The following is a 25200-nucleotide window of genomic DNA, read 5'->3' as shown; positions in this document are numbered from 1 at the left end:
AAATTAAGAAAGCTTTTTTTGGTGAAAATTGGAGTAGGAGGTTGAGATACCCAGATGAAAAAAACGAACAATTTAAATATATGGATCGTAGAAAATTTATAAAGGGCACAACCATATCCTGCATGGCTTTTTCCTTGCCCAACATGGCATGGTCCGCTTTTAAAGATGCATCAGGCCCTATAAGAATTGGTTTGATTACCGACTTGCATCAAGATATTATGCACGATGGATTGCAAAGGATGCAAGCTTTTGTTGAAGAAGTAAGGATACAACAGCCCGATGCCATTATGCAATTGGGAGATTTTGCCTATCCCGGCGAAAAGAACAAAGAAGTGATACAGCTCTTTAATGAGGCCCATGAACAGTCCTTACATGTAATTGGTAACCACGATACCGATGCGGGATATACCACGGACCAATGCCTATCTTATTGGGGCATGCCGGGACGGTACTATGTGAAAGAAATAAAAGGCATCCATTTCATTATTTTGGATGGCAACGAAAAAGGGTCATCCATACATACGGGAGGGTATGCATCCTATATTGGAAAGGAACAGCAGTCATGGTTGGTAGAGCAGTTGAAAACCTTGAATGGTCCTGTGGTCATTGTTTCACATCAGCCACTACTAGGGCCCGCGGAAATTGACAATGCCGATGAAATCCAAAACATTCTTACTGCTGCCAAAGAAAAGATTTTATTTGCCATTAATGGACATACCCACATTGATATGCTTTTGGAAAAAGAGGGGATACCTTACGTACATTTGAACTCTGCTTCCTATTTGTGGGTAGGGAAAGATTACAGGCACCAAAGCTATTCTGAAGAAATACATGAAGCGTATCCTTGGATTTCATACACCTGCCCGTACAAAGACTCCTTATTTGCTTTTATGACCATAGATCCCAAGACAGGTACGGTTACGATAAAGGGGAAAACAAGCGAATGGCAGGGAGAATCACCACAAGAATTGGAAGTCGGCAACTATCCAACCCTTACCATGGGCAAAGAGATTGTTCCAAGTATCAGTAATAGGAAAATCCAAAAATAGAGGATAAAATAAATATTGATTCTTTTCTTTTTTCAAGGGAAATCGTTGGAAGAGTGCTACTTATTTACAGAAATTTCAATAAAAGTTTCCCCATCTTCATGATATTGTGTAGTTTTAAAACAAAGATTAAATAAGTTATTTTCTTTTGAATACATTATTTTAATGCTTTAAAATCTACGAAATCTTTCAATTTTATAATTTGAGTAAACCCTTTTCTAAAATGAAGTACAGTATTTGGTATTGCCTGATTGCCATGTTAATAGTTGCCTGCGGCGAAAAATCCACTGCTCTGGGAGAGTTTCACATTTTACCTTCTCCGGATTCCTTTGAAATTTCAGGAGTAAGCGATATAGCTCCCGAAAGTGTACAAACCTATTGGAAAACTTTCGACACAGAATTGCAAATTGATGGGCAGCTTGGTTTAATGCAACAAAATGATGGAGCTGATGTAACCATCAGCATAAATAAAAATTTGGAAACAGGAGCAGAGGGTTATAGCCTTACTATTGATGAAAAAAATATTCAGATCGAAGCAAAGGATGAAGCTGGTGCTTTTTACGGAATGAAAACTTTGGAGCAGATTGTTCAGGATGCCAAAGATCAAAATGTCAACTTACCTATCTGTAAAATCATTGATGCGCCCAAGTTGGCCTATAGGCCAATTCATTTGGATGTGAAACATCATCTTGAAAAGTATGATTACTATTTAAAATTGATTGATGAACTCGCAAGCTATAAAATCAATGCCATCATCATTGAGATAGAGGATAAACTTAAATATACCAGAAGACCTACAGTGGCATCGGAAGATGCCCTGACAAAAGAACAGTGGAAAGAAATCAGTGATTATGCCTTTAAGCGCAATATTAAGATCAGTCCATTGGTGCAAGGGTTGGGTCATGCATCGTTTATTCTTAAACATGAAGAGTTTGAACACTTTAGGGACAAACCTGAAAGTGATTGGGCATTCAATCCTTTGTTGGATGAAACCTATGAAGTCCAGTTTGATTTGTACCGTGATGCCCTGGAAGCATTCCCATATGGTAAATACTTGCATTTGGGAGGAGATGAAGTACATACCACGGGAGGAAACAGTGGTAGGTCAAGTTTGGACCTTCAGTTGGAATGGTTGGACAAGGTTTCCCAATTTGCCGAGGAACAGGGCCGTATCCCGATTATGTGGGATGATATGTTGTTCAAGGAAGTGGGTTTATATGGCACCATGCATTCAGATGAATATACCAAGGAACAGGTAGATAGTCTTTGGACTGTTAAAGAGACCGAATTGAACCAGTTTTTGGATGATTTTCCAAGAAACACCATCTATATGAGATGGAACTATATGTCTCCTGAGATATATGGTAACAAACGGGCCATGAAATGGTTTGAAGATAATGGACTAAAGGCGATTGGAGCCACAGCAGGTCAAACAAGATGGGTTTTAATGCCGCAGAATGAAAGTAACATTGGGAATATACGCAGTTTTGCCCTAAGCTCCATCGATAATGGATTGAACGGATTATTATTGACGCTTTGGGATGATGATTCGCCCCACTTTGAATTATACAAGAGGGGCATATTGGCATTTGCGGAATATGCATGGGCCGGGGACAACCTTACAAAACAGGAGTTCAAAGATGTCTTTCGTTTTCGATATTTTGGTGATACGGCCATGGATGGGAAGTTCGCTTTTATAGATAAGTTGGAAGACCCAGTGGCCAAGTGGAAAAATATTTTGCTCAAAGGGAATCAACGCAATTACTTAAAAACCATGGAATCTCCCATGGAGAAAGGAGTCATGGATTTGCCAGAAGTAAACAACCCTGGAGAATGGACCAAAGCCAATGCAGAAAGAATAACCAATGCAAAGGAAATCTCCACCATGGCAAAAGAGGTGCGAGGGATTTTGGATTCACTTGTTCAAGTTACCGATCGGAATACGTATACCTTGGAAGTTTACAAAGAGGTTGTCGATTTGGTGGTCTTTTCGGCAAATCTGGTGGTGGAACTGGCAAAGGTGGATGTGTTACAATCTGTTGAAGAAAGAAAAAAAGGATTACAGGATGTTTTGGCCCAACGGGATGTTTTTATGGAATTGCGTAAAGAGTTTGAAAATGTATATGGTAAGACAAGAATATTGCATAAACCTGAAAACTATATTTTGGACCAAGACCATCATGTGCATTTGGCCAACCAATCCTTGAATTTCGATTGGCAGTTTTTGGCGGAAATCAAGTTCTTCGAAAAGCTGGAGGCTTACATAAAGTCGATGGAATAAGTTTTTTACATCATCAAGAAAAAAGAGCCCCTTTAGGGGCTCTTTCGTATTAAAACCATTCTCTTAACTGGCTTAAAACACAACAGTCTTCCCGGGAATTGGAATGGAATATCTTCCTTCTGAATTGGGTTTGGTTGGGGGTTCGGAATTCCAAGTCATTTCTTCGGGGACCAATCTTAGTTCCGAATTGATGGCATCGTCCCAGTTGATTACTTTTCCACTATAGGTGGCCATCCGTCCTAAAATGGCGCTCATCGAACTTTTGGCCCCATATTCGGCGTTATTGATAACGCCCTTGTTTCGGATGGAAGCAAAAAGTTGGTTGTGTTCCTCTTGGTAGGGATTGTGTCCTTCTGAGTTGGAAATGGTCTGGATTTCATTTCCAGATAGATCATAGAGCTTTGCGGTTCCGGCATCACTGGTGTTCACAGAGCCCTTGGTTCCCTGAAAAACTTCACCAACCCTGTTCATGGTATTGGGCTGATGGCGACATTGGCTGGCTACAACGGCTCCGCTGGGATAAGTGAACTCCACAAAATGATGATCAAAGATTTCACCGTGATCTATACCGTTTCGTACCAATCTACCTCCCATGCCCTGTGCAGAAATAGGATACTCACCTATAAACCAATTGGCCACGTCAATATTATGGATGTGCTGCTCCAAAATATGGTCGCCGCACAACCAATTAAAATAATACCAATTGCGCATCTGGTACTCCAATTCGCTTTGTCCAGCTTCCCGAGGGCGTACCCACACACCTGCACTGTTCCAATAAACTTGACCGGATACAATTTTACCAATATCCCCAGCCTTTATCTTGGCCAAGGTGTTCAAATAATTTTCTTGGTACCTGCGCTGAAGTCCAACGACAACGTTGAGTTTTTTTTCTTCGGCCAATTTTGCGGTCTCCAATACTTTTCTAATCCCTGGGGCATCAGTGGCCACAGGCTTTTCCATAAAAACGTGCTTGCCATTTTCTATGGCATAGGCAAAGTGGTAGGGTCTAAAACCTGGAGGTGTGGCCAAAATGACTACATCGGCCAAGTCAATGGCTTTTTTATAGGCATCGAACCCATAGAACTTATTACTTTCTTTTACGTTTACCTTGCCAGTACCCTGGTATTTTTCGCTTAAGCTGCCAAGGCTACTGTTCAATCGGTCTTCAAAGGCATCGGCCATGGCAACCAGTTCAATATGATCATCGGCTTCCAAGGCTTGGTTGGCAGCTCCGGTACCTCTACCGCCACAGCCCACTAAGGCAAGTTTCAATTTTTTTTCATTGAACACATTGGCCATGGCCCCAATTTCCATGGTTGGCAATAGCAATCCGGTGGAGAGTAGGGCGGTCCCCTTTACAAAATCCCTTCTGGATTCTTGGCTGGTCTTTTTAGTTTTCATTTCTCTGGTGTTTTATTCGAATGATTCGTTAATTTTTATTAATCCAATAATTGGTTTGGTCTTCCGATGACGGAGGTGTCATGGAGCGTACAATTCTAAACCCTACAAATGGAGCATCGGTATGCCACCATTTGCTTCTTGGAAATTGGGGGTCGCGCTGTTTCCACAAAGGTTTTGATGCTTGGCGTGAAGCACTTCTCAAACTTACGGCTTCATCTTTAAAAGATCCTCCTCTAACCACTACAGGGTATTCAGATTTTGTGGGTTGAACATGAATTCCCTTTTCTTGATAGGCGTCAGGATTATATTGATCTAACGTCCATTCGGCCACATTGCCATAAATATCGTACAATCCCCAAGGATTTGGCTTTTTTTCGCCCACCGGATGATATGAGTCTTCGCTATTTTCCGAATACCATGCATATTCCTGCAAATCTTCACCTTCAAAGAAATAGGGGTCATTGCTTCCGGCCCTAGCTGCGTATTCCCATTCTGCTTCCGTGGGAAGCCTATAGAAGTTCCCGGTTTTGGCGGATAACCATTCGCAGAACTTGGAGGCGGCCAATTGGGTTACATTCCCCACAGGAAGACCTGACCCTGTGCCCATGCCCAAGCTCATATCCACATAAGGGATGGTCGCACCGGTCACCCCATCTACCTCTATATCAATATCCTTTCCTTTGTTTTTCACCTCAATATGATCTATGCTGCGCTGTAGGAAAAGATTGTACAATTCCCATGTCACTTCAAATTTCGACATCCAAAAGCCATCAATCTCCACCTTTTTTTGTGGACCTTCATCCGCTTGCCTTCCTATTTCTCCTTCTGGGCTCCCCAATAGGAATGTACCTTCAGGAATGGCAACCATATCTATGCTCAGTTCGGTTCCTTCAAGTTCCTGCGTGTATGGCTTGAAATTTTGTGAATGACCTATTTTAATGCAAACAACCAGCAGCACTGGTATAAAATATTTTTTTACACTCATTTATTCTTGCTTCAAAAAGTATCACTGACCTTATATGCTTCAATTACGGCCAATTCTCCTTCCTTACCTTGTTTGGAATTGCCGTGTTCCATGCCCAAAACTCCTTTGAATCCTTTGGAATGGATATGTTTGAAGACATTTTTGTAATTGATTTCCCCCGTAGTAGGCTCATTTCTTCCTGGATTGTCACCCACTTGGAAATATGCAATTTCATTCCAACAGGCATCAATGTTGGGGATGAGGTTTCCTTCTTGGATTTGCTGATGGTAGATATCAAAAAGAATCTTACAAGATGGGCTGTTCACCGATTTACAAACGGCATAGGCCTGAGGACTTTCAGATAGGAACAAACCTGGATGGTCCCTAAAGTTTAAGGGCTCCAAGACCATTGTCAAGCCATGGGGCTCCAAAATATCCGAAGCTCTTTTCAGGGCTTCTACTACGTTGGTGGTCTGATAAGCCATATTCAAACGGGGAGCTATATGTCCCGGTACCACTGTCATCCATTTGGCATTTACCCGCTTGGCCACCTCAACGCTTTCTTGAATTTCCTTTAGGAATTTTTCTAATAGAGCTGGGTCGCCATTGGCTAGATTGGGTTCTTTCCAATAAATTTCATGAGCTACAAAAACGCCCATGGTCATATTACGTTTGGCCATAGTGCTGGCCATCTTTTCCTGGGTTTGAATAGACCTCCCCTTCATTCCATTGTCTTCAAAGGCAGTAAACCCTTGGTCGGCCATAAAGTTGAGTTGATCTATGGGGTCATCCCCTGCATGGTTCTTGAACATGCCCAAGTGGGGAGCATATTTTAGCTTAAAATTGGTTTGTAATGGCAAAGCACTGGATTTTTCAGCTGCTAGCCCAAGACCAGTTGCTCCTAATCCCAATGCAGTGGTGGCCATCAGTTTTTGCTTTACAAATTTTCTTCTGTTCATTGTATCTATTTCTAGGTGTTTGGTTGGTTTTGACTTCAACAGGTTTAAAGGTAAAAAACACCTGTTAAAGTAGGCTTATTTGAATTCTACGGCTAATACAAAATTTGCCCACAGCGTTGTTTTTTTTGCATCCAAATTGTTTTTGGACGGTATTTGGCAAATAGAATATCTGTTCTTAGTAAAAAACTAAGGGTATAAAAAAGGAAAGCCGACCTAAATAGGTCGGCAATCCCGTGACTATACTAACTCAAAACAAATCATTACCCATCCATTGTTTACAATGGATTTGCATTTTATCCAAGATGATCACTTGGTAAGGTTCTTATTTTTGGTTCAATGTTAAGGCTACCTCTTTAACGATTTCATCACTTACATAAACCAGCTGTGGTGTATTTCCTGTGTCCCAGACATTACCATCAATGGTCACTGTTGCCCCTACATAGTAATTGCCGGCTTCCAGCCCGGTAAAGGAAAAATCACCTTCACTACTGGTGGTGGTACTTTCTACCAAAGAGGCACTTTCATTGTAGAGTTTTACTGTGATTCCCGAAACAACATTCCCACCGTCGGCACTTGCGTTACCAATAATAGAGGCGCTGTCATCTTTGCTACAGGAAATAAATATGGTCAAGGAGAATACTAATAACAATATTCTTTTCATTTCTTTTAGGTTAAAGGGTTAATAATCTTATTCCAAAACATTTTTCCACTTCGTTTGACGACCAGTAAACCAAATAGGGAGGTTGTAATCGTCATGCTGACTGATTCTTGACCAATTCTCAGGGTCAGTTGCCTGAATACTTGGGTCATACAAGAACCTTTCCTTCCATTGGAATACCTCATACGGAGACCCTGGGTTATCACCTAGGTAACTGATCAAACGACGGGCAGCTGTATACGGTGTTTCAAAATTGAACATGTTATAGTGCAACTGCAATTGGTTGAAGATGGACCTTACTTTTTCCTCGTCGGTCAATCCGTCAAAACGTTGCGCTTCATATTCGGCATATGCACTTTCGTTATATTCCACTTCCGGACGGTCACGATCTATCCTGGACTGGTCCATATTACTTGGGAAAGATGGTGTTGTCTGCTTGGAGTAGGCGTTTGCCGTATTCATTTGATACCAATACCTACAGGACAGCTCGATAGCTTTTTTGTAGTGTTCACGCGCACTACCGGTAACAGAACCGAGTCCCCTTACGGCAGCTTCCGCCAATGAAAGTTCGGTTTCCACTGCGTGAAGGGTAGGATAGCGTATATCAAAGTTAAACTGTGGACGTACATTGTATTCTGAGATCATGTTTCTATCAGAACCGATTACCCAACCAATGTCCAGATATTGACCACAAAAGGTTCTAAAAGCATCCAAAAGAAATGCCTCTCTCTTTGTTAGGTCTGCTGTGGCTTCATCATTTAATTTGATGGTGTGCTCGTTTCCAGCGGCGCCAAAAGTGATTTCGGTCACTGCCAAATCCGTCATGATGGGATGGTTGATATAGTACCCTCTCATGGCTTTACTGAAATAGCTATTGGGATCACTTCCATCATCAAAACTTGTCTCTGCACCTACATATCTGCCCAAAATGTCTTTGGAGAACAAATAGGCAACCCTTGGGTCTACCGTGCCGTTTGCCAAACCTTCTTCCGAGTTATCGCTGTCAAAGTAATAAAGGGTCTCTCCGTTTACCACGATACTTTTCTCTTCTGGAATGCAGTGCATTACATCATGCAAGAATCTTTTTGGGGCACGGGCCTCATCGGCACGCTCCCTGAAAGCTCTTGTAATACCCAGTTCCACCTGAAGACGGTAAGGCTCCACGATGGCTATGTCAGCCAATCCAGCTACATCGGTAGCCTGATCAAGCATAGGTTTTCCACTCAATTCCGAAATTACCGTTGAGGTAATATTGGGCATCACTTCGCTGATGTTCATGGCCCAACGGAGCCTCAATGAGTTGATGTACTTTCTCCATTGGGTAATATCGCCGCTGAAGATTACATCCTGTTGTTGAAAAGAGGTTTGTGTGGCATCGTCCAGTGTTAAATTGGCCAAATATTCTTCAATCTCCTTCAACTCTTCAATGATGATAGGATAGATTTCCTCCTGACCCAAATATTCGGCCTTTTCACCATCCAAAGCCCCAGCAGAACCGGTTTGGAAATAAGGAACCTCGTCATAAAGATCTATAGCCCTTTGGTAGCCATAGGCTTTTAATACATGCAATAATCTCATGTAAAGTACGTCTGACTGGGTTCTTTGGTCTTCCGGAATCTTGTTGAATTCCTTTTGTCCCCATAGTACCTGCTTGATCCATGGACTGTTGATGTTGTTGAACACCGTTCTATTGAATGAATTGGAACCCCAATCATTTTCCACATCATATAGGGTATAGGCAAATCCGTAAGCATTGGTGGTGTAATACAATTGAACACCAGTTCCCATAATACGTGACCCACTCCTTAATTGGTGATAAGCGGATCCATAATCTCCCCGAAGCAAAAAGCCGCGGGTCAATTGTGAGGTAAAATAACCTGCTATGATACTAACACCTGCCTTGTCCGCTTGGGTTTTGGAAAAGCCATCGGGATCTTGGTAAAGTTCCTCCAGTTCACTTTGACATCCGTTTGCCCCAAATACTAGAAGCAGGGAAAGTAGGGTTTTAATTACTGAATTTTTCATAGTTATGTTTTTTGATTAAAGCTTAGCCTTTATTGACAATCCTATTGAACGTTGCGATGGCAGTGCCGTAGTTCCGTAAGAACCCTGTGCCCATCCTGTACCGTTTGTGGATTCTGGGATGGTGTTGGGGGCGGCCTTATAGATGTAGGCAACGTTGTTCGCGAAAACGGAAAGTACTACATCTCGTAACCCTATTTTATCTGAAAGGTCTGGGAGTCTGTAATCCAAAGCAATGTTCCGCAAGGCTATATAATCGCTTTTAAACAGTCTGTCTTCAGGGAAGAAACCGTTTGAAAAGTAAGAAGATCCATAATATTCTTCGGCAGATACCACTTGGGTATTAGGTGTGCCGTCTGCACGGACACCGTTCAATAGAACACCATCGTTATATGTTGCTCCACTGGGGTTGGTGCCGGCCACTTTTTGACCTTCGCCGTTCAAGTAGTAGGGAATACCTCCACTCGCAGCATCACGGTAAGCCAAACTTTCGTTGAGCACCCCTGCGGCCATCATATAGGTTTCCGCTTCGTTTATGAAAGTGGCTCCAAAGGAGTAATCCATGTTCACTACCAGTCCGAAGTTTTTGTAGTTGAACCTAGTGAATAATCCACCGGTCACATCTGGCAACAACTTTCCAACCTTCTTGTTGCTTCGGGTTGAATAGGCATAGCGTTGACCGTTGCTGTCCACAACAAGTTCCCCGTTATTGGGGTCACTATCGTCAGATGGGTTGATGTAGCGGTAGTTTCCACTCTGCTGGACAATAAGTCCATATTCGCCACCCACTTCGGCAACGGCATTTAAACCATTTCTGCTCCAAAGAGACAAAGAAGTAATGTCTCCATCAAGTCTTCTTACTTTGGTTTTACTAGATGCGAAGGTCATATCCACATCCCACTGAAAATCCTTGCCCATAACGGGTTTGGTTCTTAGGGCAAGTTCCCATCCTTTGTTTTCCACATCGCCAGCGTTGATTCGGATGTTATCTACACCCAATCCAGGAGGTGCTGCCACCTTCATGATCTGATCATAGGTATTGGCGTGGTAATAGGAAAAATCAATCCCCAATCTCCTGCCTCTGAAGAAGTATCCTTCAAGACCTACTTCGTATTCGCGTTTACGCTCTGGTTTTAGGTTGGGAACAAAGTTGTCATCAATGGGGGGAAGGTCGTTTGGCGGAGTCAAGATAAATCCACCTCCAGATGCAGAGACCCCAAGGTTTACGTTACTGAAATACAACGGACCTGGTCTACCTACATCGGCCCAAGAGGTTCTAACCTTTAAGAACTGAATGGCCTCGGGAAGGTCAAATGAATTGGAAGCGATCCAAGTGGCACTTGCTCCAGGATAGAAATAACTGTTGTTTCCGGGAGGCAAGATAGAAGACCAATCCTGACGGGCTTGGGCCTCTACGTAAATTTGATCGTCCCAATCCACCTGGAATGATCCCAAGAGGCTATAAAGGATATCCTCCCCATTGTCATAAACATATTGTGGCTGTACTCCAGAAGGAAGGTTTGAGAAAGAGAAGAAGTTAGGAATTACAAATCCACCAATTTTCTCGGCTCCCTTAGTCTCAAAATAGTTGCTTCTGATGACACCACCCACAAATCCGTTGAAACCAAAGTCGTTCCAAGTGTAGTCATAGTTAAAGGTGGCCTGTCCGTAGGTCTTTCTAATGATCCTATTGGTATCCCTAAATACAGAGCCACTGTTTGGACCAATCAAATCAGGGTCTTGCAGTTTCCCTTTGTACATGTTGCGTTCAGTGGTGTAATCCAATCCACCTAAAATGGAAGCACTCAGATTATCGTTGAAGGTCAAATCCAAGGTAAGGGATTGCAGACTGTGCAAACGGCTAAAATCTGAAACGTTCTGGGTCCAGTCCCACAAAGTGTTTACCACAGATGATCTACCATTTGAAATAAAGTTGCTTCGTCTTTCTGGGTTGGCAAAATAATTAAAGCCGTTGTCGGTCACCAAATAGCTTCGCAATAGATCAACATCGATATCACTGGAATAAGCACCCAAGCTTGAAGTGGCCCCTTGTGCATCGAAGGACCCCTCGTAAGAAGAGTTTAGGTTGCTTGTAGTGAACAGGTTGCTGACATACTTCAAGGAGATATTATCATTTATGTCATAAGAGGTATTAAGACTAAAAGTATTCTTGGTGTACTTAGCTCCTGGATAAATGGGGGTATACCTCATATTGGTATAGGAAAAACGGATGGATCCTTTTTCTCCTCCTGAACTTAGCGACACATTGGCCGTTTGTTGTGAACCTGTTTTAAACAATTGGTCATAAACAGATTTGTTGTTGGCCACCCATGGTCTTCGGGAACCATCCCACCAGTTTAAGACTACGTTGGGGTCATACTTGGGCCCAAAGGCAGAGCCTGCCACATCCAAGGTTCTTTCATTGTTTTCATCCAAGAAATATCCTTGGTCATCCGTTTGGGAGGTACTTGCGCTTCTACCTGTTCCGTATTGGTTTTGCAATTCGGGCATGAAAGCACTTTCTTCCATGGTTGTGGTAAAGGAAGCAGAGATTCCCAATCCGCGGTTTCTGGAACCACTCTTGGTGGTGATCAAGATTACCCCGTTGGCCCCTTCACTTCCGTAAAGTACGGATGCTTTTGCGCCTTTTAGAATTTCAAAGGATTGAATGTCGTCCGGGTTAATGTCGTTGATACCCGTACCATTGTCCCTTCCTGTCCTTGCATTGGCAGTAATGTTGGTGTTCTCATCGTGTATGGGAATACCATCCACTACGATTAAAGGACGGGTGGTTGAGTTCTCATCAAAAGATACCGCATTACGGATATTGATTTTCATACCTCCCGAAGGACCTGTAGCTGTTGAGGCAACGGTCACCCCTGAGGCGGTTCCGTATAAGGATTGTAGGGCATTCACGGGAGTACCACTGGCCAAAATCCGTTCTTCGCCCACTTTGGCCACGGAGTAACCAAGCGCTTTGGCATCTTTCCTGATTCCGAGTGCGGTAACAACAACTTCATCCAATTCACCAACATCTTCCTGCAAAGTGGTGTTGATAGTGGAATTGTTGCCCACTGGGACTTCCACGGAGATAAATCCTAGATAAGAGAATACCAATATTGCCGAGTTATCGGATACGGTAATGCTGTAGTTACCGTCAAAGTCGGTGGAAGTTCCGTTGCCGGTCCCTTTTTCCACAACGTTGACCCCTGGTAAGGGCTGCCCACTATCATCCACAACAGATCCGGAAATGGACCTCTGGACTACGGTTACAGGTGCTGGTGTTACTTCCCTAGTAGGTCGAATATCTTTTTTAAGGACAATTTGCTTGTCCAAAATTGAATAGATGACATCACTATTTCGGAAGATTCTATCAAGGATGGTTTCAACTCTCTCATTTTTTACTTTGATTGAAACAATCCTTCCCAATTTCACTTCTTGGGTATCGGCCAAGAATTTAAACTCAGTGTTACGCTCAATCTCGTCGAGTACTGTTTCTACACTGACTTGCTTTAGATTTAGCGATATTTTCGTTGTTTGGGAGTATGAACTGGCTTGGATCTTGAACAACGAAACTATCAGCAAAAATGTGGTGAGTTTCATTTTGAGGTCAAATTTCGGGATGTACTTTGCAGACACACCCGAATTAGTTGTTTTTTTCATACTTTTAAAAACGTTATTGTGGTTTTACTTTAGTTAGATCACTTTGTACTAATCGGAGGATGTTCGCCCATTCTCCGATTTTGTGATTTTTTGGAATTGTTAGTTTGTTAGTTTTTAGTCATTTAGTGTAAAGGGTTTAGTTAATAATTATCTGATTGTCAGCTATTTCGTAATCTATTGAGTAGTTTTCTTTAAAGGCCTTCATTACCTGTTCTATGGTTTCAATGTCAAATGAGGCATTGTAAAACTTTTCATCCAAAGCTTTGTTGTTGTTGATTATGGTGACATTATAGCGTCGCTCCAACTTTTTTCGGATATTTTTAAAAGGGATGTTCTTGAATATCATCCTTCCATTGATCCACGAGGTATAAATGTCCGTTTCTACTTCCTCAATGGTCATTGTTTCGTTTTCTTTGTTCCAAGACGCTTTTTGATTGGGTACTATCATAAAGGAGTTTTCCTCTGTCTTGGCACTGTTGCTGGACAATTTTACGGAGCCCTCCACCAAAACGGTAGAGATGTCATCATCTTCTGGATAGGATGAAACATTGAATTTTGTACCCAAGACTTCTACTTGCACATTGTTTGCAATCACCTGAAAAGGGCGGGCTTCATCCTTGGTTACATCAAAAAAGGCTTCTCCCCATATTTGAACAACTCTTTTGGTGGTTTCAACAAATCGAACAGGATACTTAATGGTACTTCCGGCGTTGAGTTTTATAGAGGTGCCATCGGACAATACTAAATCGAATTTTTTACCTAAAGGAACCGTTAGTTCATTATAAACTAATTCTTTTAGTTCTTTTTTGGCTTTCCCGTAGGTTATGGTATTGCCAGATTGGACACCCACAACATTTCCATGGGAGTCCATAATGTCTTTATTGTCATTTTCGGTGATGACACTTGTATTGCCATTCTCCAATTTTAGAACAATGGAATCATCGACCTCTTGGTTGCGTAATCCATTTTTGGGAGTCTCATACATTTCATGAAAGAAATAAAAAGCTCCGGCTATTAAAACAATACTGGCAGCGTATCTAAAAAGGTTGGAATATGGAAACCTTCGGTTAATGTGCGCACTGCTTTTATCTTTTTTAATGTTCTGAAGAATTCCAGTTAGAATGTCGTTTTTAAGTTCCTCAGAATTCCCGAGCTCCAAAGGCCAACTATCTTCTTGGTGAGCTTTAAAACTTTCCAAGTAATTCAATAGCATTTGTTCTTCTTCAGGAGTAGTATTGCCATCCTGATATCTCTTTAAAAGGGATAAAAAATTCTTTTTGTCCATTGCGACGATACAGGCCCGGTAGTGACCCTTTTTTTATATAGTGTAAATAAAAGGAGGTATCCCCTATTCCAAAATGGGATTTTTTTTATTTTTTATGTATGAAGCTGAAAAAGAGACTTTTGTGTCGTTTGGTTTTTAAAAGAAAAGAAACCATATGAAGAAGAGATAACTTCCCACTGAACTCCGTAAGGCTTTTAATGCCTTGGAAATATGGTTTTCAACTGTCTTTGTGGAGATGTCCAAAAATTGTGAGATCTCTGCATGACTCAATTGCTCCTCCCTACTTAGGGTATAGACTTCCCTACATTTTTTTGGCAACCTTTCCACGGTTGCACCTATTCTTTGGACGAGCTCTTGGTAAAGATATTCAGACTCGGGTGAGCTGTGGTGCAATCGTTGATCTAAGTTTTCAAATAAGTGGTTGCCAAGATTTTTCTCCTTTTGTCGAATTTGTGCAAATATTTGGTAGCGAGCACTGGAAAATAGATAGGCTTTAAATGTAGATGTGATATTGAGCTTTTCTCTTCTGTTCCATATATCCATGAACAAATCCTGTACAATGTCCTTACAAATTTCCTTATCCCTAAGAACATTGTAGGTATATAGATAAACTGGGTTCCAGTATTTTTCATAGAGTTCGGTCAATGCACTTTCATCGTTGTTTTGCAAACGGTGCAACAAAGCCTTATCTGTATGTAGGAATAGTGGACCCATTATTGGGGAAACTTAAATTGCTGAAAAACGATTTTAAATGAAACAATTTGTTTGACTAAAAGTAAATAAAATTTAATGTGGAATTTGCTTTTTTTTAACAGAATGTAATACTTTTTTTGCCCGTTTTTCCTTTTGATATGTTTTTTAGAATAAAACGTTATTGTTTTTACCCATTTTAGGTGAATTTAGGGTAACCTGGTTTTGTAAAAAATATGTTAAAACATAATCCTGGCCAATGTTGAAACTAGGGTTCAATAGCTATGAAATGTGCAATCAGGAATTTAACCGACTATTTCTATTGTTGGGTCTGTTTGGATATGCGTTGTTTTAGCTTGGATTCGTTGTTTAGAAAAAGCTCAATTACATACCTGCCATCTTCAAAGTCAACCATGTCTATGGTAAAAGTGGTATCCTTTACTTGGCTAAAAGGGATGGTTTTCTGCACGTCGCCATCCTTTAAGATGTGTATTTCTCCGTCTGTGGGTTGCTGTAGCTGAACAAAAAGCTGCGTCTTGTCTTGTATTCTTCTAGGATGGAGTTTTAAAAGGCTTTGTTCAACCCCATCATCCAATCTGGGGTTTTCCTTCACTGAGAAATCAAATTGCTCACCAATGCCACAATCACTTTCAAATCGATGTAGTACCCTACCGGTCGTATCAGATAATTGTAAATAACCAAAACCTTGCTGTGGCATAAACCAGAATTCCAATCCATTATGGGTAGAATCTTCCAAGGTCATTCTATATGTCCCCAAGGTAAGGTCCAAGGTGTCTTTGTAAAGGATATCTTTTTGAACCGTTTGTGGGTCAATTTCATAAATTACCTTGTTAGCCCCGTTCAAAATTCGAATCATGTTTTCCTCTGGGGTATTGTTGGATTTATAAGTCACCACTACTTGTTTGGGCATTTCTTTGGGTGAGTTGAAACTGGACTCATTTTTATTGTCCGAAGGCCATTCATCCTTTTGACCATTAGGTTTTTTTAATTCGGCATAAAAGCTGTTCCCACCAAAATTAAAATCGATGGACCCCGGAAGCGTAACAAGGGTTTCTTCATAGAAATCCAAGTTCCCAGTCCATTCTAGGGTTTTTTCATCAAAGCCTTGCGTACCATACACAATGGTTAGGGAAGTCAAAGGCTCACTGCCCAAGTTTTTGATGACAATTTTTGGTTCGGCAATCGAGGGGTTGAAGCGGTTCAACTCTGGAGCTGAACTAGGCACCAAAATTTGGTCCAGGGATACATCAAATTTTTTGGTGGGTTCTCCATATTGAAAAAGTAGTGCACTAATGCTCTCATTGGCCTGTATGTTCTCGGTGGCCGTATAGGGTTCCATTTCAAAATCAATGGTGTGGGAAGTATCAGTGACTGGAAAATCAATAATATCCGGAGCCTGAAGGTCTCCAGGGCACCAATAGGCACGGTCAAATATCCAAGTTCCTCCTTGCGGATATAAATTGTTGTCCGCACACTCTTTCCACATGTCCCTTCGGTCAATGCTCTCTCCATCTAACAATACTTCCCGCCATCTGCTACAGAACTCGCTGCACCCTTTTGGACGATCATAGCCGTGACCGGTATGCAATATCCGAAGCCTGCTGAAAGCACTGCCTTCCTCCATCTCGATCTTTTGAGGGGTAAGCGATTCTTCAATGGGGTTTTCAGGATCGCCATATTTAAAGTTGCCATCATATACTTTTTTATAGGCAATGGGTTGTGCCACGGGGTCTCCAAGTTCCATATGAAAACTCACATTGAGGTCCCAGCCCACAGTGGTAGCCTCATAGCCTGTATGATTGTATTCTATTTCAACACTGTCCCTTAGAACATTTGCAAAGTCGGTCACATCAATTCGCCAATGCCAACGCCAATCCTTTTTGAAATTACTGCCATAAGGAGTCAACATTTTACCAATTTCCAAATCCAAGGTATCCCCTTTGATTCCGCCGACCCGTTTTATTCTTATGGGATCCAGATAATCCCAATGTGCAATATTGATGGAGTCAGGATGCCCTAATGCCACTTCCATGAAAATTCGCCTTACCGACTCCTCTTTGCTTGGAAAAACTCCCCAGGCAGGAAACGGGTTGTTTCCTTTATTGGGATTGCACACTATGGTCATATGGTCGTGGGTGGTCACCGTATGAATGCTTTTTTCACTTGGGGCATTTTGGCATCCTGTCATAAGGAGAACGACCAATACTGTTGAGAGTCTAAGGTTGAATTTCATTTGGCTGTATTTAGAGATTGTAGGTATTCTTAAGGCGCAAAAATATATTTTTTGATACGACATGACCTAAATTCAACAAAAAATGAAAAAATATGTGATGGCGATTTGAAGGATAAAATCGTAACGGAAATCCATTAAACCAAAAGGATAATGCCTGTTGGACTTGGTATTTGACAGAGTGGACTTTCCATTGAAATTAAAAGTGTTTTGTACGGTTATAAATAGTTTTTATTTTAGTGGGCAACAGTTAGCAATATCTCATGAAATCAACAAACCAAGCCCAACAGTTCTTCTTTCTATCCCTACTATCTATGCTGATATTTTCTTGTAAGGAAGAACCCAAGGAAATTACTCAAAATGATCAGAAACCAAACATCATATATATTTTGGCCGATGATTTGGGATATGGAGAATTAGGTGTTTATGGTCAGGAAAAAATTGAAACCCCCAATATTGATGCCCTTGCCAAAAATGGTATGTTGTTTACGCAACATTATACCGGGGCTCCGGTCTGTGCACCTGCCCGTTACATGTTGCTCACAGGAAAGCATGCAGGGCACGCCTATATTCGGGGAAATGACGAGTGGCGTGAACGAGGCAAGGTTTGGGATTATAAAGAAGCTATTAAAGACTCCACATTGGAAGGACAACGACCTATACCGGATTCTACCTTGCTATTTCCACAATTGCTTCAGAAACAGGGGTATACTACCGGTCTTGTTGGAAAATGGGGCCTCGGGGCTCCGCACACCAACGCCATCCCGACTAAAATGGGATTCGACTATTTCTTTGGGTACAACTGTCAAAGACAGGCACACACCTACTATCCAGTTCATTTGTATGAAAATGAGAATAGGGTACATCTGGACAACGATACTATTCCACCCAATACCAAGCTTGAAGAAGGCGCCGACCCTAATGATCCCAAAAGTTACAAGAATTACAACTTGAACGACTATGCCCCAGAATTGATGTATGAAAAAATGATGGGCTTCCTTCAAAAAAATAAGGAAAACCCATTTTTCTTCTATTGGGCAACCCCTATTCCCCATAATCCTATCCAGGCACCACAAAGATGGGTAGACCACTACAAGGAAAAGTTTGGTGAAGAAGAACCTTATTTGGGACAAAACGGGTATTTTCCCCATCAAAACCCAAAGGCGGGTTACGCGGCCATGATTTCCTATTTGGATGAGAATGTCGGCAAGCTGGTGGCCTATTTAAAAGCAGAAGGACTTTATGAAAATACCTTGATTATTTTCTCCTCGGATAATGGAGTTACCTTCACGGGAGGAACCGATGGGGCTTATTTTAACAGCTCAGGTCCATTTGGAGAGGCGTATGGCCAAGGCAAGGGTTTTGTCTACGAAGGTGGTATACGGGTTCCCATGATTGCCTCATGGCCTGCAAAAATCAAGGCGGGTACCACATCCGATCATATTTCCGCCCATTATGATGTGATGGCCACCTTGGCCGATGTTGTGGGCTATGAAACTCCACAAGATACTGATGGAATCAGCTTTTTACCTACTCTGTTGGGAGCAGAGGGGCAGCAACAGCACGATTTCTTATTCTGGGAATTTCCTGAATATGGCGGACAAGTGGCCATCCGAATGGGAAAATGGAAAGTAGTGCGCCAACATTTAAAAGACAAGGAAGCTCCCACTTTAGAACTGTATGATCTGGAACAAGACCCAGCGGAGAGCAATAATATTGCAAGAGACCATCCCGAAATTCTCCAGAAAGCGGCGCAAATCTTTGATCAAGAGCATACCAATGCGGAAACAGAACGGTTTAGAATTCCTTTGATAGAAAACGACTTATTGGCCGAACAAGAGTAAAAGGCTTGCATAAGGAAGTCTAGCTATTTCAAAAAACCATAAAATGAGAACAAAGCTCATGTTTATGTGGGCTAAAAATAGTCCCACCCACACTTCATTTTTTTAAATAGGCTAGATTTGGATTGGAGAGGACTTCTGCTTGTACTTTGGATGGGGTTTTCTGAAACTCTGTGGGATTCATTCCGGTAAATTTCTTGAAGGCGGTGTAAAATGTAGAAGGGGTATTAAAACCCGCTTCATAGGCCAAGGCCTCAATTTTTACATTTTTTCCCCTTCCATTGGACAAGGCGGCGGCCACTTGTTGTATCCTGCAATAGTTGATGAGTTCAGGAAAGGTCATTCCGTATTCCTGTTTAATGATTCGGGAAATCAGGTAAGCAGGGTGATTTAATTTTTTGGCAAACTTATCCAAGGTAAGTGAAGGTTCCTGATAGATTTTTTGGGTGTTGAGTTCGGATTTGATACGATTGATAAGGGAAGAATCTACCGCAATACTTTTCTTTTTTGAAGGAAAGAGCACAGGATTGTTCAGCAGAAAGACCAAAAGCCCAAAAACCATGATCGCGGCAACCACTGCCCCCATGGCGTAGTTATACATAGTGTCCGTGTAAAATTGAAAAAGAAAGATGCCTCCAAAACATCCCACAGTGAGAATCAAAAGGGAATTCCATTTATGGAAAACGGCTTTGCTTTCGCCATACTGACGAAACTTGAACCAAGCGGCCAATACATAGATGAAAAGGCCGCAGGTGGTATAGAGATAGTAGAAGCTGGCCACAGGGTTTTGGGACAAGGCAATATGGACCATACCTATAAGTGCAGGTATAAAATGAAGTAAGTCCTTTGGTGCCAATTTTTGGGTTTCAACATCAAAATACTTAAAGTATAACCATAGAAGAGGGCCAATACACGAAAGGCCCAAATATCCAATGGCTACGGCGAGATTGGGAATCTCTCCCGAAAAAAACAAAATGGATTTTACAATCCGTAGGGAAAGGGCCATAAAGAGAAAACCCAAAAACTTTAGTTTAAAACGCTGTTCGTTTCGCACAAAAAGGAGGTAAAAGGAAATCAAGAAGCCCAAGGCTATGGCAATACCCGAAAAGAAGGCCAAAAAAAGAAAATCTTTCATAAAAAACATCTTCGGAATTCGAAAATCAGGAATCAAAAAGCCCAAAATCGAACTAAGCTTGCACAATATAAGTCATTCAATGGGTTAATGGCAAGCCAATTAATGTTAACGATTATAAAGTTGAAAATGGAAAATATAATGCTAAGACTTTTTGTATGTGCCCTGTTACTAAGTGCACCTTTGGGGGCATTTGCCCAATTCCACACCTTAAAAATACCGCAGACCAGTAACCAGGTCAGCGAAACCCAACAATTGGCCGTGACCGATATTACCATAAGCTACGGTAGCCCATCCGTAAACGGTAGGGATGTTTGGAATAACCCCAATATTATTCCCCAAAAAGGGGAACCCATTGCTTGGCGCGCAGGGGCCAATATGAATACTACCATCAGCTTTAGTACGGATGTGCTCATTGAGGGACAGCTCCTTAAAGCGGGAACCTATGGATTTCATATTGTTCCGGATGGAAACAATTTTGAACTCCTGTTCGCCCATAACCATAACCAATGGGGAAGCTACTATTTGGATAGGGAAAATGATGTTACCCTAGCAGTGAATGTCAATGGAGTGGCCTGTGGGTTTTCTGAAAAATTGGATTATGAGTTTTTGGATTGGACACCAAATTCGGTGAACATCGGATTGGAATGGGCAGACAAGCGTATTCCATTTAAAGTGTCGGTGGATTTGGAAACCACCGTGGTGGAAAGTTTTAGAAGCGAGCTCCGGGGAATAAATACCTATCATTGGCAGGCCTGGAACGATGCCGCCCGGTGGTGTTTGGAGCATAATACCAACCTGGAAGAGGCCTTGCAGTGGGCCAATAGGTCCATTAATGGTGGATTCAATGGCTTTGCGGCAGACAAAAACCTGACCAATATGTCCACCAAAGCATTGCTTTTGGAGCAATTGGGTAGATCGGATGAGGTATCTGCAGTCTTGGATGAGGCTTCTGGAATGGTGGACAATGCCATGGAGGCCAATAGTACTTCCATGTTGATGTTAAGGCTGAATCAACCTAAAAAGGCATTGGATTTTGTCAGTTCCAAGATCAAGGAATATCCAGAAGCTTGGTTCCTGAAAATCAATAAAGGGATAAGCCACTATTTTTTGAACGATCCCAAACGGGCCGTAAAGGAATTGGAATCGGTTTTACCTGAAACTCCACAGCAATTTCAGCCAAGGGTACAAGAAATTATAGGTGAGGTGCAGTCTGGCACATATCAATTACCCTTTTAAAAAATCATTCCAGGATATTCAAACTTTTTATACCTATTGGTAGATGATTTTCGGTACTATTTTTCTTTTTTGTGAAAGGAAGTCCCATTTCTAAGGACTAAGAAGAGCAACTGGGTTGGTCTTTCCACAAGGGAACCAACATTTTTGTAACCTTCAACACAATCAAGATGAAAAAAATAGTAGTGGTACTGTTCCTTTTGATGGGAACGTTTCTTCAGGCTCAGTCCGTAGATTACAATGTTAAAAAGGGGTATGCCGCCAATGGATATGACGTTGTGGCATACTTTGATGGGAAGGCCAAAGAGGGCCTCAAAAAATTCTCCACTGAGTTTGATGGGGTACAATTCAAGTTTCACAATCAGGAAAATTTGGACAAGTTCAAGGCAATGCCCAATAACTATCTTCCTGAGTATGGAGGATATTGCGCCTATGCAGTGGCCGTATCCGGAAAGAAAGTGAATGTGGATCCCAAAACGTTCGAAATTAGGGACAACAAGTTGTATCTGTTCTATAATTCCGGAAACACCAATACCTTGAAACTCTGGCAGAATGAATCTCCGGATAAACTAAAAACAAAGGCGGACAAGAACTGGGAAAAAATAAAGAATCGGTAACTTTTTGGATATAAGGTAGTCTAAACTAGATAGGTAATTTGTTTTTGCTGGGTCTAGAATAGTACTTTAGGGTATTGTTTTACAGCCCGTTGGCCATTTCTGTTGCATGAAACACTGTTTAAAAGTTGCTTTTTCAGGTCTTCTCATTAGTTTTTTAGGGGCATTGCCTTTAGGAACACTAAACCTAACGGCTTTTGATATTGCTGCTTCCCAGGGAACGTATTCGGCCCTATGGTTTTGCCTTGCCGTAATTTTGGTGGAACTTGTAGTGGTGCGGTTAACCCTGTATGGGACTGAAAGACTGCAAATGGATGGAAAAGTCATGGATTACCTTCTTCCGTTCGGGGTTTTATTATTGATGTATTTGTCTGTTTCCCATTTTATGGATTTGGCCAAAATCAGCGAAGTGGATTCTAAAATAGATGTATTGCCCCAATTGAAGTCCACCTTCATGCTCGGATTTTTGCTCAGTGCCTTGAATCCCCTTCAAATACCATTTTGGATGACTTGGAACAAGGTGTTGGAAAACAAAGGCATTTTAAGAGCAAACCTAAAGTACTATTCCTTTTACATCTCAGGAATCGGTGTTGGCACCATGATCGGACTGGGTGTTTTTGTCCTAGCCGGAAAATATATTCTTACAAATTATAATGATTACAGCAGGGTGACCAATCTCCTCATGGGATTGCTATACCTTGGATTTTCTTTCTATCTTATGTACCTGTTCATCAAAAAACGATTAAACTATAAAACACAATGAGTATGTTCAAATCTTCTGTGGACACCATTGAGCAGTTCAAGCAAATCCTCCAGCAAATCCCGGGGGAATGTTACTCAAAATCGTGCACTGTTCTATTTAACTCAACTATCGGTCAGCATACAAGACACATCATTGAACTTTATCTATGCTTGCTGAAAGGGTATGATCAGGCCGATGTATCCTATGACCGTAGAGAACGAAATCAACGTATTGAACTAGAATTGTCTTATGCGATTGAGCAGTTAGACTTGATTCAGAGACAATTGGAACGACCCAATAAGTCCATAAAGGTTACTTATGATTTATGTGGGGCAGAAACCTGTTTGGATTCCAATTACTTCAGGGAGGTCATGTACAACCTGGAACATACGATCCATCATCATGCACTCATTAAAGTGGGGATACAACATTTTACTAAAATGGAGCTTCCAGAGTCGTTTGGCGTGGCTCCTTCAACCATACAACACAAACAGGCATGTGCACAGTAAGTTTCATCTCAGAACGGGGTAAATATTTTATTACTTCCAATCGTGATGAGCATGTGTCACGCCCCTTGGCTTTTGAACCCAAGGAAGAGATGATCGGTTCCTTGAAGGTTGTATTTCCTAAGGACCCTAAGGCAGGGGGAACCTGGTTTGCTCTCAATGAATTGGGACATGTGGCCGTTTTGCTCAATGGGGCTTTTGTTCGGCATCAGACACAAGGGCCCTATGCCAAGAGTAGGGGATTGGTATTGTTGGATGTGATAGCTTCCGCCGAGCCCGAGTTACTGTTGCAAAAAATGGATTTATACCAGATAGAACCCTTCACCCTGGTGTTGCTCAATGGAAATCTATTGGAATTTCGATGGGATGGGAGCCAGAAATATTTTAGGCCATTGGACAAGTCTAAAAACCATATTTGGTCTTCGGCGACCCTGTACAGTGATGAGGTGATTGCCCGAAGGGCCAAAATGTTCGAGGATTTTTTGAAAGACCAAGACCATATTGAAGCCTCCGATGTGGTGGATTTCCATTCCAACAATCATGAGGATTTTGAAAACGGTTTTATCATTGATCGTGAAACCGGACTTAAAACCTTCAGTGTTACCCAAGTAGTCATTGATCAGGAAGATATGTTATTACGTCATTTTGACCTTCTCGATGACAAATTCTATGAATTGCCCTTTTCATCCACATCCATATTACCCATAAAATGAGCAGCTTTAAACTAAAATGGCACAAGCTAACCCATTGGGAGTACTGGCCGTTATGGGCCATTTACTACCCATTGTTTCCGGTTTGGCTGTATTATTCCATCAAGGCGCGTTCCTTTTTCTTTTTCAATGCCGCAAATCCGGCCATGAAGAATGGGGGTATGGCCATGGAATCCAAAATGGAGATCTATAAGATGATCCCGCAACAGTTTATCCCCAAAACCGTATTTGTTGGTAAAAATGAATCTTCCAAGCTGGCTCTGGAAAGAATTTTGGCATCGGATATTGGCTTTCCCTTCATTGCCAAACCAGATATAGGGATGAAGGCCTTTGGGGTGGATAAAATCTACAATAAGGACGAATTTAAAAACTATCTTAAGCGTACCCCATCCCATTTTTTGGTGCAGGAACTCATTCCGTATACCAAGGAAGTGGGTATTTTTTATGTGCGTATACCGGGTTCGGAAAAGGGGAGGGTCACGGGCATTGTGTCCAAAGAATTTCTTTCCGTCATTGGAAATGGAACCAACACCATTGAAGAATTGATCAAAAAGGAGTATCGGAGCCATTTACAGTTAAAGGCTTTGGAAAAGAAGTTCGGAGAAACGTTAAAGACAGTGCTAAAGGAAGGTGAGGAATTTATTCTGGTGCCTTATGGAAGCCATACTCGGGGCGCAAAATTTGTGGACATCACCGATAAATTAAATGATGGCCTAGAAAAAGTCGTAAACAGCATCTGTTCCCAAATGAGAGAGTTCCATTATGGTCGGTTGGATGTGTTGTACAATTCTTTTGAAGAGCTTAGCCTAGGCAAAAATTTTAGTGTGATTGAAATCAATGGGGCAGGGGGAGAGGCTACCCATATTTACGATCCCAAGCATTCCCTGTTTTTCGCATGGCGCGAAATTGCCAAGCATTGGGGTTATATGAATGAAGTGAGCATTCTCAATCATAAAAAAGGACATTCCTATTTAAGCTTCAAAGACGGTAGGGCCATGCTTAGAGATCATGAGGCTTTGGAATCAAAGCTTAGAATGATTTAAAATGTTCCTTTGGACATTTATTAAGTTAAAAACGTCAGCAGCATTGGTAATATGTTCTAATCTTCGCCATTGATCGCGCCAAGTGTACTCTATTCCAATTGTGAATATTTTATATGACCATGGCTTATCATAATTGATTAAAATTGTCCCGACTCC

Annotated in this window: 19 protein-coding genes; 9 read left to right on the top strand and 10 right to left on the bottom strand. The window is 41.7% G+C overall.

Annotation, left to right across the window (positions count from 1 at the left end; translation table 11 throughout):
• Positions 1-80: 80 nt before the first annotated feature.
• The gene (locus tag EZV76_RS10315) at positions 81-1049 is read left to right on the top strand and encodes a metallophosphoesterase family protein (protein ID WP_136566467.1); all 969 of its coding nucleotides are present in this window, start codon (positions 81-83) and stop codon (positions 1047-1049) included.
• Between the two features lie 220 nt (positions 1050-1269).
• Complete coding sequence (locus EZV76_RS10310; protein ID WP_136566466.1) at positions 1270-3327, top strand: family 20 glycosylhydrolase; 2058 nt, start codon at positions 1270-1272, stop codon at positions 3325-3327.
• A gap of 72 nt (positions 3328-3399) precedes the next feature.
• Here EZV76_RS10310 and EZV76_RS10305 read toward each other — a convergent pair whose 3' ends face one another.
• From EZV76_RS10305 to EZV76_RS10265, 9 genes are all read right to left on the bottom strand, one after another.
• Positions 3400-4728: a Gfo/Idh/MocA family protein gene (locus EZV76_RS10305; RefSeq protein WP_136566465.1), complete on the bottom strand. Its 1329-nt coding sequence runs from the start codon at positions 4726-4728 to the stop codon at positions 3400-3402.
• Between the two features lie 28 nt (positions 4729-4756).
• The gene (locus tag EZV76_RS10300) at positions 4757-5713 is read right to left on the bottom strand and encodes a formylglycine-generating enzyme family protein (protein ID WP_136566464.1); all 957 of its coding nucleotides are present in this window, start codon (positions 5711-5713) and stop codon (positions 4757-4759) included.
• Positions 5714-5724: 11 nt separating this feature from the next.
• Positions 5725-6651, bottom strand: coding sequence for a hydroxypyruvate isomerase family protein (locus EZV76_RS10295; protein ID WP_136566463.1), 927 nt, complete (start codon positions 6649-6651; stop codon positions 5725-5727).
• A gap of 322 nt (positions 6652-6973) precedes the next feature.
• Entirely contained in the window at positions 6974-7312 is a 339-nt protein-coding gene (locus EZV76_RS10290) for an SdrD B-like domain-containing protein (RefSeq protein WP_136566462.1), read from the bottom strand.
• A gap of 27 nt (positions 7313-7339) precedes the next feature.
• Complete coding sequence (locus EZV76_RS10285; protein ID WP_136566461.1) at positions 7340-9334, bottom strand: SusD/RagB family nutrient-binding outer membrane lipoprotein; 1995 nt, start codon at positions 9332-9334, stop codon at positions 7340-7342.
• 15 nt (positions 9335-9349) lie between these two features.
• Entirely contained in the window at positions 9350-12934 is a 3585-nt protein-coding gene (locus tag EZV76_RS10280; protein ID WP_161594405.1) for a SusC/RagA family TonB-linked outer membrane protein, read from the bottom strand.
• A gap of 196 nt (positions 12935-13130) precedes the next feature.
• On the bottom strand, positions 13131-14279 hold the full coding sequence (locus EZV76_RS10275) for a FecR family protein (protein ID WP_136566459.1): 1149 nt from the start codon (positions 14277-14279) through the stop codon (positions 13131-13133).
• Positions 14280-14414: 135 nt separating this feature from the next.
• Positions 14415-14993, bottom strand: coding sequence for an RNA polymerase sigma factor (locus tag EZV76_RS10270; RefSeq protein WP_136566458.1), 579 nt, complete (start codon positions 14991-14993; stop codon positions 14415-14417).
• 295 nt (positions 14994-15288) lie between these two features.
• Complete coding sequence (locus tag EZV76_RS10265; RefSeq protein WP_161594404.1) at positions 15289-17223, bottom strand: peptide-N-glycosidase F-related protein; 1935 nt, start codon at positions 17221-17223, stop codon at positions 15289-15291.
• 260 nt (positions 17224-17483) lie between these two features.
• Between EZV76_RS10265 and EZV76_RS10260 the strand changes: the two genes are divergently transcribed.
• Entirely contained in the window at positions 17484-19064 is a 1581-nt protein-coding gene (locus EZV76_RS10260) for an arylsulfatase (RefSeq protein ID WP_201741854.1), read from the top strand.
• A 94-nt stretch (positions 19065-19158) separates the two neighbouring features.
• On the opposite strand, the gene EZV76_RS10255 is transcribed toward EZV76_RS10260, so the two are convergent.
• Positions 19159-20196 (bottom strand): helix-turn-helix domain-containing protein, encoded by a 1038-nt coding sequence (locus EZV76_RS10255; protein ID WP_161594403.1) that lies wholly within the window; start codon positions 20194-20196, stop codon positions 19159-19161.
• 138 nt (positions 20197-20334) lie between these two features.
• Here EZV76_RS10255 and EZV76_RS10250 point away from each other — a divergent pair, with 138 nt between their 5' ends.
• The 6 genes from EZV76_RS10250 (at position 20335) to EZV76_RS10225 (ending at position 25044) form a co-directional block, all read left to right on the top strand.
• Positions 20335-21432 carry a DUF2911 domain-containing protein gene (locus EZV76_RS10250; RefSeq protein ID WP_161594402.1) on the top strand — a complete coding sequence of 366 codons (1098 nt, stop codon included), beginning with the start codon at positions 20335-20337 and terminating at the stop codon, positions 21430-21432.
• Between the two features lie 167 nt (positions 21433-21599).
• Positions 21600-22046, top strand: a complete 447-nt coding sequence (locus tag EZV76_RS10245; RefSeq protein ID WP_136566454.1) for a YHS domain-containing (seleno)protein — start codon at positions 21600-21602, stop codon at positions 22044-22046.
• A gap of 106 nt (positions 22047-22152) precedes the next feature.
• Complete coding sequence (locus tag EZV76_RS10240) at positions 22153-22806, top strand: LysE family translocator (RefSeq protein ID WP_136566453.1); 654 nt, start codon at positions 22153-22155, stop codon at positions 22804-22806.
• 2 nt (positions 22807-22808) lie between these two features.
• Complete coding sequence (locus EZV76_RS10235) at positions 22809-23294, top strand: DinB family protein (RefSeq protein WP_136566452.1); 486 nt, start codon at positions 22809-22811, stop codon at positions 23292-23294.
• The gene (locus tag EZV76_RS10230) at positions 23282-24004 is read left to right on the top strand and encodes an NRDE family protein (protein WP_136566451.1); all 723 of its coding nucleotides are present in this window, start codon (positions 23282-23284) and stop codon (positions 24002-24004) included. Before EZV76_RS10235 ends, EZV76_RS10230 begins: the two co-directional genes overlap by 13 nt.
• Positions 24001-25044 carry an ATP-grasp domain-containing protein gene (locus tag EZV76_RS10225; RefSeq protein WP_136566450.1) on the top strand — a complete coding sequence of 348 codons (1044 nt, stop codon included), beginning with the start codon at positions 24001-24003 and terminating at the stop codon, positions 25042-25044. Before EZV76_RS10230 ends, EZV76_RS10225 begins: the two co-directional genes overlap by 4 nt.
• Positions 25045-25200: the final 156 nt, after the last annotated feature.

The organism is Flagellimonas alvinocaridis (genome assembly GCF_004916895.1).
Taxonomy (GTDB): domain Bacteria; phylum Bacteroidota; class Bacteroidia; order Flavobacteriales; family Flavobacteriaceae; genus Flagellimonas; species Flagellimonas alvinocaridis.
Note: the sequence above shows the minus strand (reverse complement) of the source record. Positions and strands in the feature narration are given on the sequence as shown.

Excerpts from the sequence above, each read along its gene's own strand:
- EZV76_RS10315 (WP_136566467.1), top strand. The coding sequence starts at position 81 with ATGGATCGTAGAAAATTTATAAAGGGCACAACCATATCCTGCATGGCT.
- EZV76_RS10310 (WP_136566466.1), top strand. The coding sequence starts at position 1,270 with ATGAAGTACAGTATTTGGTATTGCCTGATTGCCATGTTAATAGTTGCC.
- EZV76_RS10305 (WP_136566465.1), bottom strand. The coding sequence starts at position 4,728 with ATGAAAACTAAAAAGACCAGCCAAGAATCCAGAAGGGATTTTGTAAAG.
- EZV76_RS10300 (WP_136566464.1), bottom strand. The coding sequence starts at position 5,713 with ATGAGTGTAAAAAAATATTTTATACCAGTGCTGCTGGTTGTTTGCATT.
- EZV76_RS10295 (WP_136566463.1), bottom strand. The coding sequence starts at position 6,651 with ATGAACAGAAGAAAATTTGTAAAGCAAAAACTGATGGCCACCACTGCA.
- EZV76_RS10290 (WP_136566462.1), bottom strand. The coding sequence starts at position 7,312 with ATGAAAAGAATATTGTTATTAGTATTCTCCTTGACCATATTTATTTCC.
- EZV76_RS10285 (WP_136566461.1), bottom strand. The coding sequence starts at position 9,334 with ATGAAAAATTCAGTAATTAAAACCCTACTTTCCCTGCTTCTAGTATTT.
- EZV76_RS10280 (WP_161594405.1), bottom strand. The coding sequence starts at position 12,934 with ATGAAACTCACCACATTTTTGCTGATAGTTTCGTTGTTCAAGATCCAA.
- EZV76_RS10275 (WP_136566459.1), bottom strand. The coding sequence starts at position 14,279 with ATGGACAAAAAGAATTTTTTATCCCTTTTAAAGAGATATCAGGATGGC.
- EZV76_RS10270 (WP_136566458.1), bottom strand. The coding sequence starts at position 14,993 with ATGGGTCCACTATTCCTACATACAGATAAGGCTTTGTTGCACCGTTTG.
- EZV76_RS10265 (WP_161594404.1), bottom strand. The coding sequence starts at position 17,223 with ATGAAATTCAACCTTAGACTCTCAACAGTATTGGTCGTTCTCCTTATG.
- EZV76_RS10260 (WP_201741854.1), top strand. The coding sequence starts at position 17,484 with ATGAAATCAACAAACCAAGCCCAACAGTTCTTCTTTCTATCCCTACTA.
- EZV76_RS10255 (WP_161594403.1), bottom strand. The coding sequence starts at position 20,196 with ATGAAAGATTTTCTTTTTTTGGCCTTCTTTTCGGGTATTGCCATAGCC.
- EZV76_RS10250 (WP_161594402.1), top strand. The coding sequence starts at position 20,335 with ATGCTAAGACTTTTTGTATGTGCCCTGTTACTAAGTGCACCTTTGGGG.
- EZV76_RS10245 (WP_136566454.1), top strand. The coding sequence starts at position 21,600 with ATGAAAAAAATAGTAGTGGTACTGTTCCTTTTGATGGGAACGTTTCTT.
- EZV76_RS10240 (WP_136566453.1), top strand. The coding sequence starts at position 22,153 with ATGAAACACTGTTTAAAAGTTGCTTTTTCAGGTCTTCTCATTAGTTTT.
- EZV76_RS10235 (WP_136566452.1), top strand. The coding sequence starts at position 22,809 with ATGTTCAAATCTTCTGTGGACACCATTGAGCAGTTCAAGCAAATCCTC.
- EZV76_RS10230 (WP_136566451.1), top strand. The coding sequence starts at position 23,282 with ATGTGCACAGTAAGTTTCATCTCAGAACGGGGTAAATATTTTATTACT.
- EZV76_RS10225 (WP_136566450.1), top strand. The coding sequence starts at position 24,001 with ATGAGCAGCTTTAAACTAAAATGGCACAAGCTAACCCATTGGGAGTAC.